This is a genomic window from Mesorhizobium sp. M7A.F.Ca.AU.001.01.1.1 (assembly GCF_004022735.1).
GTDB lineage: Bacteria > Pseudomonadota > Alphaproteobacteria > Rhizobiales > Rhizobiaceae > Mesorhizobium > Mesorhizobium ciceri.
On record NZ_RZPF01000117.1, the window covers coordinates 1 to 11,600 of the forward strand.

Sequence of the window (11,600 nt, forward strand, 5' to 3'; positions counted from 1 at the left end):
ATCAGCGCCAGCGTCGAGTTGATCTTCAGCGCGTTGAAGATGAAGGGAGCTGCTGCCGGCAGCCGAAGCTTCAAGAGCGTCGGCCAGTAGCCCGACGCGTAGGTGCGCATCAGGTCGCGCTCCATATGGCCGGAGGCGGCCAGACCGGCGACCGTGTTCACCAGCATCGGGAAGAAGGTCATGATGATGACCACCGCCGCCTTGGACTGCCAGTCGAAGCCGAACCACATCACCATGATCGGCGCGACGCCGATGATCGGCAGCGCCGAGACCATGTTGCCGATCGGCAACAGGCCGCGTCGCAGGAACGGCACACGGTCTGCGAGCACCGCGGTGATGAAGCCGGCGCCGCTGCCCACGACATAGCCGAAGATGACCGCCTTGAAGATGGTCTGGCGGACATCGGCGCCGAGCACCGGCAGCGAACCGGCGATGCGCGCGCCGATGGCACTTGGCGGCGGCAGCAGGATGAAGGGTATGCCGGCCCCACGCGTCACCGCTTCCCAGATGATCAGGATCCAGGCGCCGAAGATGGCTGGGATGATCAGGCCCAGCGCGGTGCGAGCCCATTTGGCGAACGGACGCAATGATGACAGCACCGCCACGCAGCGCCAGCCAAGCAGCCATGCGGCGGTGAGAAGCAGGAAGTACGGCGTCCGCGCCAGGCCTTCGAAACCGGTGATGCCGCCAATCAGCAGCCAGGCGGCCAGATGCGCGCCGATGAAAAGCACAACGGCTTCGACGATGGACGGTATTCTGGTCACCGAGATCAAAGCGGCGACAAGCAGCACGCCGAAAATCAGCCAGGTCGTCGCCACATAGGGGTATATCAACGTCCCTGCAGGCTGCGCCAGTGCATCGACTTTCGGCGCGGCGATCGGGCCGAGCGCCACTGCGATCAGGCACAGCACGATCGCCAGCACTGCCTGCCAGGAGGGTTTCAGCCAGTTCATGCCGGCCTCCCGCCCATAGCGCGGTCGACGAGGCGCCCGGCAATGCCGACCACCATGACCAGAAGGGCTGCCACCACCGAACCGGCGACCAGCGCCGACCAGATGTCGATGGACTGGCTATAATAGGCGCCGGCGAGCAGCTTGGCGCCGATGCCGGCGACAGCGCCTGTCGGCAGTTCGCCGACGATGGCGCCGACCAGGCTTGCCGCCACCGCCACCTTCATCGAGGTGAACAGGAACGGCACCGAAGCAGGCACGCGCAACATCCAGAAGGTCTGCGCGCGACTGGCATTGTAGGTGTGCATCAGGTCGAGATGCATGATCTCGGGCGAGCGCAGCCCCTTCACCATGCCGACAGTCACCGGGAAGAACGACAGATAGGTCGAAATCATCGCCTTCGGGACGAGCCCGCTGATGCCGATCGCCCCCAGCACGACGATGATCATCGGCGCCACAGCCAGGATGGGAATGGTCTGCGAGGCGATGATCCACGGCATCAGGCTGCGGTCGAGCGTCGCCACATGGACAATGCCGACGGCGATGATGATGCCGAGCGCCGTGCCGAAAGCGAAGCCGAGCAGCGTCGACGAAAGCGTCACCCAGGCATTGTAGACCAGGCTGCGGTTGGAGGTGATGGGCCGCAGGAAGGTGTTCTCGAAGAAATTCACCGCCACCTGGTGCGGCGCCGGCAATGTCGGCTTCGGCTGCGACAGCGTCTTGCCGATGAGTTGGCTGAACGTGGATGTTTCACCCGCGCGACGATCGAGATCGCGCTGGAACGGCGTGTTGAGGATGACGGCGAAGACATACCAGAGCGCGATCACGCCAACGAGGATGGAGGTGACGGGAACGAGCTTGTCGCGGAAGGTGTCCATCTAGCGGGCCTCAGCCGACTGGCGCCCTCCTCTCCCCAACGGGGAGAGGAGGAAGCTCATCCTGCCCCTCAATCATCATAGCTGTGCCCCGCGCGCAGCCCGTCCCGCACCCGCGCTGCGATCGCCAGAAACTCCGGCGTCTCGCGGATGTCGAGCGGCCGCTCTCTCGGCAGCGTCGATTCGATGATGTCGCTGACACGGCCCGGGCGCGGCGACATGACGACGATGCGCGTCGACAGATAGACGGCCTCCGGAATGGAGTGGGTGACGAAGCAGATGGTCTTGTTGGTGCGTCCCCACAATTCCAGCAGCTGCTCGTTGAGATGGTCGCGCACGATCTCGTCCAGCGCGCCGAACGGCTCGTCCATCAGCAGCAGGTCGGCGTCGAAGGCCAGCGCACGGGCAATCGAGGCGCGCTGCTGCATGCCGCCCGAGAGCTGCCAGGGATATTTCTTCTCGAATCCAGAGAGGTTGACGAGGCCGAGCGTGCGCTTGATCCGCTCGCCTTGCTCCGCCCTGGATAGGCCCATGATCTCCAGCGGCAGCCCCACATTGCGCTCGATGGTCCGCCACGGAAACAGCGCCGCCGCCTGAAAGACATAGCCATAGGCGCGTTTCTCGCGCGCCTGCTCTGCTGTCATGCCATTGACGGAAATCGCCCCCGAGGTCGGCTTCTCCAGATCGGCGATGACGCGCAGCAGCGTGGTCTTGCCGCAGCCCGAAGGCCCGATGAAGGAGACGAACTCGCCCTTGCCGATGGTGAGATCGACATTGGACAGCGCCTGCACCGGCCCGTCATTGGTCTGGAAAGTCAGCCCGAGTTTGCTTGCCGCGACGACGGCTGGCGAATTCCCCGTCATCGGTTGCCGCCTGCCTGTTTCCGTTCCCGCGGCGGCTGGAATCCGATTGCTTTTATCGCGATGTTGTTTTCCACTTGCCCTGTCCCATTTGGCCCTGTCCCTCTGACCTTGTCCCACGCGATCGACGCCCGGAGTTTCCCCGATGTCGCCTAAACCCACTTGTCATCTTATCCGCCCTGAAAGCACTTATGAAGGCAAGCAGGGGCTGACCTATTTCGCCGGCATTGCCGCCGAGACCGTCGGTGCCTCCGGCATCTGCATGCACATGCTCACCATGCCGCCCGGCGCCCGCGCCAAGGCGCATATGCACGAGAGCCACGAGACGGCGATCTATGTGCTCTCCGGCGAAGTTCACACCTGGTATGGCGACCGGCTCGAGCATCATATCGTCGTCAAGGCCGGTGATCTCTTCTACATCCCCGCCGGCGTGCCGCATCTGCCGGCCAACCTGAGCGGCGCCCCGTCCTCTGCCGTCATTGCGCGCACCGATCCCAACGAACAGGAGAGCGTCGTCCTGCTGCCGGAACTGGATGCGCTGGTCGCCGGAAGCTGACTTCGCCGGGCTAGGCGCCCGTCGGCCAATTGCTAGAGGTTTGCGCCCGCCAGCTTCGGCAATCATCGGCACCGAGACACTTCCCCATAGACGGTGCCGTCCGCATCCGCGATCACCAGTTTCTTGGCGTTCTTGGTGCTGTGCTTGATGATGAAGGTGGCGGGCGACTTGCCCTCTTCGCCTTCGGCCTCGCACTCCGCCTTCACCACAAGCGAGCCGTCGGCCTGGACCCTCTTGCCGGTGAAGGTGCAAGCGCTCGTCGCCGTGATGAAGTCGGTGTTGGTTAGAAGCAGCATGTCCTCGGCGTAGACTTCCTGGCCGTTCTTGTTGATGCAGCCGGACTTGTTGCCATAAGGTTTGGCTAGGTCGATGCCGGCCGCCGACACTTGGCTGGCCACCAGAACCAAAACTGCCGCGAAAAGAAGTCCCCCGCGCCGCACCTCAAACCCCGGTCGCCGGGATGCCGGTGCGTTCCACCTTGCGCGGCGCGGAGATTTCCTTCCACGTCGACAGCGCCCGGTTGACGGCCGCATTCGGCTCGCGGCCGACGAATTCACCATGGCCGGGCTTGGTCTTGACCTCGGACTCCTGGATCGACAGTTCGCCCCGCGAGAACACGAACCGCGGCAGGCCGGTCACCTCGAAACCCTCGAAGACATTGTAGTCGATCACCGATTGCTGCTTCTTGGACGAAATTGTCTTCTTGCGCTTGGGATCCCAGACGACGATGTCGGCGTCGGCACCCTCTACGATGGCGCCCTTCTTCGGATACATGTTGAGGATCTTGGCGATGTTGGTCGAGGTCACCGCGACGAACTCGTTCATCGTCAGCCGGCCGGTGTTGACGCCTGTGGTCCACAGCACCGGCATGCGGTCTTCAAGCCCGCCGGTGCCGTTCGGGATCTTGGTGAAATCGCCGACGCCGTTGCGCTTCTGTTTGGTGGTGAAAGCGCAATGATCGGTCGCCACCACCTGCAGCGAACCCGCCTGCAGGCCGGCCCACAGCGAGTCCTGGTGCGATTTGTTGCGGAAGGGCGGACTCATCACGCGGCGTGCCGCATGGTCCCAGTCCTTGTCGAAATACTCGCTCTCGTCCAGCGTCAGGTGCTGGATCAGCGGCTCGCCGAACACCCGCATGCCCTTCTGGCGCGCCCGGCGGATCGCCTCGTGGCTCTGCTCGCAGGAGACATGCACGACATAGAGCGGCACGCCGGCCATGTCGGCGATCATGATGGCGCGGTTGGTCGCCTCGCCTTCCACTTCGGGCGGCCGCGAATAGGCGTGGCCCTCGGGGCCGTTGTTGCCGGCAGCCAGCAGCTTCTGCGACAGTGCCGCCACCACGTCGCCATTCTCGGCATGAACGAGCGGCAGCGCGCCGAGATCGGCGCAGCGCTGGAACGACGCATACATCTCGTCGTCGTCGACCATCAGCGCGCCCTTGTAGGCCATGAAATGCTTGAACGAGGTGATGCCCTTGTCGACGACCGTGGCCATCTCGTCGAACACCTGCTTGCCCCACCAGGTGATCGCCATGTGGAAGGAGTAGTCGCACGACGCCTTCGAGGTCTTGTTGTCCCACATCTGCAAGGCTTCGAGCAGCGACTGCTGCGGCGCCGGCAGGCAGAAATCGACCACCATCGTCGTGCCGCCGGAGAGCGCCGCGCGCGTGCCGGATTCGAAATCATCGGCCGAATAGGTGCCCATGAACGGCATTTCGAGATGGGTGTGCGGGTCGATGCCGCCCGGCATGATGTAGCAGCCGGTGGCGTCGAACTCATGGTCGCCATGCAGGCCCGAACCGATGGCGACGATCTTGCCGTGCTGCATCAGCACATCGGCCTTCCAGGTGCGGTCGGCGGTGACGATGGTGCCGTTTCGGATGACTTTGGTCATTGACTGTTCCCTTGTTCTCTTCGCGCTTCTTTACGAGCGTCGTTTGGAAGGTGGATTCTAAGCTCACTCCACGATGACAGCCGTCTCCACCACCGCGTGGAACAAGACATCGGCACCCGCCGAAGCCCATTCCTTGGTGATCTCTTCGGCCTCGTTGTGGCTGAGGCCATCGACGCAAGGGCACATCACCATGGCGGTGGGCGCGACGCGGTTGATCCAGCAGGCGTCGTGGCCGGCACCGGAAACGATGTTGCGATGGGAATAGCCAAGGCGGTCGGCGGCATCGCGGATCGCCTTGACGCAGCCGGCATCGAAAGTCACCGGATCGAAAGCGCCGACCTGTTCGATCTCGCAGCGGATGTCGAGTGCATCGCAGATCGTGTCGATGCCTTCGCGGATGCGGCCATCCATCGCGTCCAGCACTTCCTTTTCCGGCGAGCGGATATCGACGGTGAAGACGGTGCGCCCGGCGATGATGTTGCGCGAATTGGGATAGACCTCCATGTGGCCGACCGCGCCGACGGCATCGGGCTGGTAGTCCATGGCGATCTCGTGCACCAGTTCGATCACCCGCGCCATGCCGAGCCCGGCATTGCGGCGCTTGGGCATCGGCGTCGAGCCGGTATGGGCTTCCTTGCCGGTCAGCGTCACCTGCAGCCATTTAAGGCCCTGGCCATGGGTGACGACACCGATGTCGATATCTTCGTCCTCGAGGATCGGACCCTGTTCGATATGCAGTTCGAAGAAGGCATGGATCTTGCGGTCGCCGACCTTCTCGGGGCCTTTCCAGCCGATGCGCTCCAGTTCCTCGCCGAATTTCTTGCCCTGCTTGTCGACATGCCCGTACACATCGGCCTGGTCGAGCACGCCGGCGAACACGCCGGACGCCATCATAGCCGGCGCGAAGCGCGAGCCCTCCTCGTTCGTCCAGTTGGTGACGACGATTGGATGTTTGGTCTTGATGCCGAGATCGTTGAGCGAGCGCACCACTTCAAGCCCGCCCAGTACGCCGAGCACGCCGTCATACTTGCCGCCGGTCGGCTGCGTATCGAGATGGCTGCCGACATAGACCGGCGGCAGGCTGGGATCGGTGCCTTCGCGGCGGGCAAACATCGTGCCCATTTCATCGACGCCCATTTCGAGCCCGGCCGCATCGCACCAGCGCTTGAACAGATGCCGCCCTTCGCCGTCTTCGTCGGTCACGGTCTGGCGATTGTTGCCGCCGGCAATGCCGGGGCCAATCTTCGCCATCTCCATGATGGAATCCCACAAACGGTTTGAATTGATTCGCAGATTCTCGCCGGGTGCGGCCATCTCGAGTTCCCATCTACACCAGGGGTCTTGTCGCCCCTTGAGTGATTTACAGCTTGACCGTATGGTCAGCTTTTAAACTACACAACCTGACCAAGCGGTCAACTAGAATCTTGGGGTAGACATGGCAGAACCCACCCGCCCCATGCGGCGACAGGAGATCCGCCGAGAGAATGAAAAAACCATTCTCGTCGCTGCAGAGAAGGTGTTTGCGGAGGCAGGGTTTGGCGGCGCCACGATGCAGTTGATTGCGGATCTGGCCGGACTGCCGAAGGCAAATCTCCACTACTATTTCGCCACCAAGGAAGAGCTTTACCGGTCGGTCGTTCAAAACATCTTTGAAATCTGGCTACAGGCGGCCAATTGCTTCGACGCGGCGCGCGGGCCCATAGACGGCATCAGTGCCTATATCGACGCCAAGATGGAAATATCACGCCGCCATCCCGACGGCTCGAAGGTCTGGGCCTCCGAAGTGATGCACGGGGCGCCGGTGCTTCAGGACTATATGGAATCGACGCTGCGCGAATGGACCGACGGCCGCGTCGAGATCATCAGGCGCTGGATCGAGGAAGCCAAGATGGACCCGGTGGATCCGCGTCATCTGCTCTATATGCTTTGGGCTACGACCCAGCACTACGCCGATTTCGGCCATCAGATCGAGACACTCAATGGCGGAAAACCTCTGTCCGACCGGCAATGGCGGGAAGCCAAGGAAAATATCAAGCGGGTGATCCTGACCGGGATCGGTGCGTTGCCCGCCTGACTGTAATGGTTCGTTGCAAGCAAAAGGTCAGGTCGGCGCGCTGCCGCGCCGACCTCAACCGACCGCGTCAGTCCGTCAATCGATTGACCTCAGCACATCTCGAACATGGTCGATCAATTCGTTGATCTGGCCCTTGGTGATGATCAGCGGCGGCGAGAGCGCGATGATGTCGCCGGTGGTGCGGATCAGCGCGCCGCGCTCGAACGCCTTGACGAAGGCCGAGAAGGCCCGTTTGGTCGGCTGGCCGGCGATCGGCGCCAGCTCGATCGCACCGATCAGGCCGATGTTCCTGATATCGATGACGTTCGGCTCGCCTTTCAGCGAATGCAGCGCGTCTTCCCAGTACGGCGCCAGCTCCTCGCCACGGGTCAGCAAGCCCTCTTCCTTGTAGGTGTCAAGCGTGCCGAGTGCGGCCGCGCAGGCGATGGGGTTGCCCGAATAGGTGTAGCCGTGGAAGAACTCGATCATGTGCTCGGGGCCGGTCATGAAGGCGTCGTGGATCTCCTTCTTCACAAACACCGCGCCCATCGGGATGACGCCGTTGGAGACGCCCTTGGCGGTGGTCATGATGTCGGGCGTGACACCGAAATAGTCGGCGGCGAACGGTGTGCCGAGACGGCCGAAACCGGTGATGACCTCATCGAAGATCAACAGGATGCCGTGCTTGGTGCAGATCTCGCGCAGCTTCTCCAGATAACCCTTCGGCGGCAGGATGACGCCGGTGGAGCCGGCGACCGGCTCGACGATGACGGCGGCGATGGTCGAAGCGTCGTGCAGGGCGACGATACGCTCCAGCTCGTTGGCGAGTTCCGCGCCATACTCCGGCACACCCTTGGTGAAGGCGTTCTTTTCCGGCAGATGCGTGTGCGGCATATGGTCGACGCCGCCGAGCAGCGTGCCGAACATCTTGCGGTTGGTGACGATGCCGCCGACCGAGATGCCGCCGAAATTGACGCCGTGATAGCCGCGCTCGCGGCCGATCAACCGGGTGCGCGAGCCCTCGCCCTTCACACGGTGATAGGCGATCGCCATTTTGAGCGCGGTCTCGACCGATTCCGAGCCGGAATTGGTGAAGAAGACATGGTCCATGCCCTTGGGCGCCAGGTCGACCAGGCGGTTGGCCAGTTCGAACACGATCGGATGGCCCATCTGGAAGGCCGGCGCATAATCGAGTTCGGCAGCCTGGTGCTGGATCGCCTCGGTGATCTTCGGACGGCAGTGGCCGGCATTGACGCACCACAGGCCGGCGGTGCCGTCGAGCACCTTGCGGCCGTCGCTGGTTGTGTAATGCATGTCCTTGGCGGACACCATCATGCGCGGCGCCTGCTTGAACTGCCGGTTTGCCGTGAACGGCATCCAGAATGCACTGAGATCGTTCGGCGTGACTTTCAGCCGGTTGGACATGACCAGGACTTCCCCTTGTAAACTGTTTCGCTGCGCCCAACGCTTGGTCTTTGCCGCGTTTTCATGCTACGCAAATTTTTGACCGATTGGACAAACGTTAGCACCGCCCTGTAGGCGGTCAAGGATTACTAGCGGAAATGCGGCACCTGAAGTGCGTTCCACAGGCTAGGGAAAAACTGGTCCAGAGAATTGGTCCAGATGAGCCTCAACACGAGGGCTTGCAACGGTGACCATCGGCACGGATGCCCCTCGCCGCACCCGCATCCAGCAGGAAAAGCGCGAACTCATCCTGGAGGCGGCGCTTGAGGTCTTCTCCACCAACGGCTTTCGCGGCTCGACCATCGACCAGATCGCCGAAGCTGCCGGCATGTCGAAACCGAACCTGCTCTATTATTTCCGGCGCAAGGAAGACATCCACGAAACGCTGATGCAGCGCCTGCTCGACACCTGGCTGGCGCCACTGCGCGAACTCGACGACATTGGCGATCCCCTAACCGAACTGCGCAGCTACATCAGGCGCAAGCTGGAGATGGCGCGCGATTTTCCGCGCGAGAGCCGGCTGTTCGCCAACGAGATCCTGCAAGGCGCGCCGCGCATCATGCCGCTGCTGGCGGGCGAACTGAAAACGCTGGTCGACGAGAAGGCCGCCGTCATCAAGGGCTGGATGCGCGCCGGCAAGATCGCCAAGACCGACCCGTGGCACCTGATCTTCTCGATCTGGGCGACGACGCAGCATTATGCCGATTTCGACGTCCAGGTCCGCGCCGTGCTCGGACCGAACCGTGGCGGCGACGGCCGCTTCGAGGATGCGGCAAGATTTCTCGAGCAGTTGTTCCTCGATGGGCTGAAGCCGAAGGGCTAAATGGTTTCGTCATTCTAGGGCGAAGCAAGGAGCGAAGCGACGCGGCGCAGACCCTACAATCCATGCCGCGACTTCAACGCGCCGCAAAGGTCCAAATTCTGCTCCGTAGTACTCTTCGGCAAACGTCCCGGCATGGATCCTCGGGTCTCCGCGTCCGCTTCGCCCGTGGATGACGAAGCCGAGGGGGACGCCAGCCAACCTCAGGCGCTGCGCCGCTCGGCCGGCAGCGCGTCCAGCAATGCCTGCAGCTTGGCGATCGAATTCTGCTCGGCTAACGGCGTGTAGACGATCAGCTTCATGTCCGAGCCGTCGCCGATCGACAGGCTCATATGCTCGAAGGTCATGGCGCCCGCGCTCGGGTGCCGGACATGTTTCACCCCCGACAACCGATGCGCGACGTCGCGCTGCGGCCACCAGGCACGAAATTCGGGGCTCGAACGGGTCATCAACTCGATCAGCCGCTCGAAATCCGGATCGCCGACATAGCGGGCGCTCGTGGCCCGGAACGAGGCCAGCACGGTGCGCGCCAGTTGCTCCCAGTCGACCAGCAGGTGCCGGTGATGCGGGCTCGTGAACACCATGTGGACGATGTTGCGGGCGTCACCCTCCAGCAGGCCATAATCGCCGAACACCGCCACCGCCGCCGGGTTCCAGGCCAGCACGTCCCAGCGCCGCCCGACGACATAGGCCGGCTGCAGCACCAGGCTCTGCAGCATGTGCAGCAACGGGCCATCGACCTTTTCCGGCGCTACGGCACGGCGCTCCGGCTGCTGGCGGTCGGCAAGGATGAACAGATGCTGTTTTTCGGCGGCGTCGAGGCGCAGTGCTTCGGCGAGCGCCGTCAGCACCTCGACCGAGGGCCTGACCTCCCGCCCCTGCTCCAGCCATGTGTACCAAGTCGTGCCGACACCGGCGATCATCGCCACCTCCTCGCGGCGCAAGCCCGGCGTACGTCGCCTGAGACCGATGGCGATGCCTGCGGCCGAGGGCGTCAGCCTTTCGCGGCGCGAGCGCAGGAAGGCGCCGAGTTCGCGCCGGCGGCTGTCTTCAGCCGAACGTGTGGGGGCCGCGTGAGGTTGGGACTCCATGCGCGTATTATAGCAGTATTGATACCAGGATAAAGTTTGAACTGTTTGGCCAGCGCCAACTGCCCCATCTTCCGTTCAGAGCAACAGAACGGAGGCTCTGAACATGGAACTCAAAGACAAGACGATCCTCATCACCGGCTCGACAGACGGCGTCGGCCGCGTTGTCGCGCAACGGCTCGGCGCCGCGGGCGCCCGTGTGCTGGTGCACGGCCGCGATGCAACGCGCGGCAAGGCTGTTGTCACCGAGATCGAAGCCGCCGGCGGCAAGGCCGAGCTTCTGGTCGCCGACCTCTCTTCGCTGGCCGAGGTGCGCCACCTCGCCGAGGCGGTGCGCGCCCGGACGAACCGGCTGGACATCCTCATCAACAATGCCGGCATCGGCACAGCGGGCCAAGGTGCCAAAAGGCAGGTGAGTGCCGACGGCTATGAACTGCGCTTCGCGGTCAACTATCTCGCCGGTTTCCTGCTGACATCGGAGCTCCTGCCATTGCTGAAGGCCAGTGCGCCGGCGCGCATCGTCAATGTCGCCTCTGCGGGGCAGCAGGCGATCGACTTCAGCGATGTCATGCTGACCCGCTCCTATGACGGGGTGCGCACTTATTGCCAGAGCAAGCTGGCGCAGATTCTGTTCACCGTCGATTTGGCCGAACAGTTGAAAGGCACCGGCGTCACCGTCAACGCATTGCATCCGGCGAGCTACATGAACACAACCATGGTCCGGCAGGCCGGGGTGACGCCGTGGAGTTCGGTCGAGACCGGTGCCGACGCCATCCTCAATCTCGCCACCTCACCCACGCTCAACGGGAAAAGCGGCCTCTATTTCGACGGCCTGCGGGAATCCCGCGCCGATGCTCAGGCCTACGACGCCAAGGCAAGGCAACAGCTGAGAAGCTTGAGCCTCGACCTCATCGGCCCGGCCTCCCCCACATCGAAGGAACAGCATTGATGACCAAGGCAATCCAACACACCGTCATCATCGGTGGCTCGTCCGGCATCGGGCTGGCGACGGCGCGCAAACTGCTTGGCCCGGACATGAAG

General features: G+C 63.2%; 12 protein-coding genes. 4 read left to right on the forward strand and 8 right to left on the reverse strand.

Going from position 1 to position 11,600, the window contains the following annotated elements; all coding sequences use genetic code 11:
• From EN884_RS09940 to EN884_RS09950, 3 genes are all read right to left on the reverse strand, one after another.
• The coding region (locus EN884_RS09940) for an ABC transporter permease subunit (protein ID WP_128360543.1) at positions 1-953 on the reverse strand (953 nt) is incomplete at its 3' end.
• Positions 950-1,828: an ABC transporter permease gene (locus EN884_RS09945; RefSeq protein WP_063168502.1), complete on the reverse strand. Its 879-nt coding sequence runs from the start codon at positions 1,826-1,828 to the stop codon at positions 950-952. The genes EN884_RS09945 and EN884_RS09940, both read right to left, overlap by 4 nt.
• A gap of 68 nt (positions 1,829-1,896) precedes the next feature.
• Positions 1,897-2,688, reverse strand: coding sequence for an ABC transporter ATP-binding protein (locus tag EN884_RS09950; protein WP_013530913.1), 792 nt, complete (start codon positions 2,686-2,688; stop codon positions 1,897-1,899).
• Between the two features lie 142 nt (positions 2,689-2,830).
• Between EN884_RS09950 and EN884_RS09955 the strand changes: the two genes are divergently transcribed.
• The gene (locus tag EN884_RS09955; protein WP_013530912.1) at positions 2,831-3,241 is read left to right on the forward strand and encodes a cupin domain-containing protein; all 411 of its coding nucleotides are present in this window, start codon (positions 2,831-2,833) and stop codon (positions 3,239-3,241) included.
• A 62-nt stretch (positions 3,242-3,303) separates the two neighbouring features.
• Here EN884_RS09955 and EN884_RS09960 read toward each other — a convergent pair whose 3' ends face one another.
• The 3 genes from EN884_RS09960 to EN884_RS09970 form a co-directional block, all read right to left on the reverse strand.
• Positions 3,304-3,639 (reverse strand): hypothetical protein, encoded by a 336-nt coding sequence (locus EN884_RS09960; RefSeq protein ID WP_244514313.1) that lies wholly within the window; start codon positions 3,637-3,639, stop codon positions 3,304-3,306.
• 43 nt (positions 3,640-3,682) lie between these two features.
• Positions 3,683-5,134, reverse strand: coding sequence for a dihydropyrimidinase (hydA, locus tag EN884_RS09965; protein WP_063168503.1), 1,452 nt, complete (start codon positions 5,132-5,134; stop codon positions 3,683-3,685).
• Positions 5,135-5,197: 63 nt separating this feature from the next.
• Positions 5,198-6,448, reverse strand: a complete 1,251-nt coding sequence (locus tag EN884_RS09970) for a Zn-dependent hydrolase (RefSeq protein ID WP_063168504.1) — start codon at positions 6,446-6,448, stop codon at positions 5,198-5,200.
• A gap of 121 nt (positions 6,449-6,569) precedes the next feature.
• Between EN884_RS09970 and EN884_RS09975 the strand changes: the two genes are divergently transcribed.
• Entirely contained in the window at positions 6,570-7,208 is a 639-nt protein-coding gene (locus EN884_RS09975; RefSeq protein ID WP_013530908.1) for a TetR/AcrR family transcriptional regulator, read from the forward strand.
• Between the two features lie 75 nt (positions 7,209-7,283).
• Here EN884_RS09975 and EN884_RS09980 read toward each other — a convergent pair whose 3' ends face one another.
• A complete protein-coding gene (locus EN884_RS09980; RefSeq protein ID WP_013530907.1) occupies positions 7,284-8,612 on the reverse strand; it encodes an aspartate aminotransferase family protein in 1,329 nt (442 codons plus the stop codon).
• Positions 8,613-8,838: 226 nt separating this feature from the next.
• Here EN884_RS09980 and EN884_RS09985 point away from each other — a divergent pair, with 226 nt between their 5' ends.
• On the forward strand, positions 8,839-9,474 hold the full coding sequence (locus tag EN884_RS09985; protein WP_013530906.1) for a TetR family transcriptional regulator C-terminal domain-containing protein: 636 nt from the start codon (positions 8,839-8,841) through the stop codon (positions 9,472-9,474).
• Between the two features lie 200 nt (positions 9,475-9,674).
• On the opposite strand, the gene EN884_RS09990 is transcribed toward EN884_RS09985, so the two are convergent.
• Entirely contained in the window at positions 9,675-10,562 is an 888-nt protein-coding gene (locus EN884_RS09990) for a helix-turn-helix transcriptional regulator (protein WP_063168505.1), read from the reverse strand.
• A 103-nt stretch (positions 10,563-10,665) separates the two neighbouring features.
• Between EN884_RS09990 and EN884_RS09995 the strand changes: the two genes are divergently transcribed.
• On the forward strand, positions 10,666-11,508 hold the full coding sequence (locus tag EN884_RS09995; protein ID WP_063168506.1) for an SDR family oxidoreductase: 843 nt from the start codon (positions 10,666-10,668) through the stop codon (positions 11,506-11,508).
• The last annotated feature ends 92 nt before the right edge of the window (positions 11,509-11,600 follow it).

Excerpts from the sequence above, each read along its gene's own strand:
- EN884_RS09975 (WP_013530908.1), top strand. The coding sequence starts at position 6,570 with ATGGCAGAACCCACCCGCCCCATGCGGCGACAGGAGATCCGCCGAGAG.
- EN884_RS09945 (WP_063168502.1), bottom strand. The coding sequence starts at position 1,828 with ATGGACACCTTCCGCGACAAGCTCGTTCCCGTCACCTCCATCCTCGTT.
- EN884_RS09995 (WP_063168506.1), top strand. The coding sequence starts at position 10,666 with ATGGAACTCAAAGACAAGACGATCCTCATCACCGGCTCGACAGACGGC.
- EN884_RS09970 (WP_063168504.1), bottom strand. The coding sequence starts at position 6,448 with ATGGCCGCACCCGGCGAGAATCTGCGAATCAATTCAAACCGTTTGTGG.
- EN884_RS09955 (WP_013530912.1), top strand. The coding sequence starts at position 2,831 with ATGTCGCCTAAACCCACTTGTCATCTTATCCGCCCTGAAAGCACTTAT.
- EN884_RS09990 (WP_063168505.1), bottom strand. The coding sequence starts at position 10,562 with ATGGAGTCCCAACCTCACGCGGCCCCCACACGTTCGGCTGAAGACAGC.
- hydA (WP_063168503.1), bottom strand. The coding sequence starts at position 5,134 with ATGACCAAAGTCATCCGAAACGGCACCATCGTCACCGCCGACCGCACC.
- EN884_RS09980 (WP_013530907.1), bottom strand. The coding sequence starts at position 8,612 with ATGTCCAACCGGCTGAAAGTCACGCCGAACGATCTCAGTGCATTCTGG.
- EN884_RS09950 (WP_013530913.1), bottom strand. The coding sequence starts at position 2,688 with ATGACGGGGAATTCGCCAGCCGTCGTCGCGGCAAGCAAACTCGGGCTG.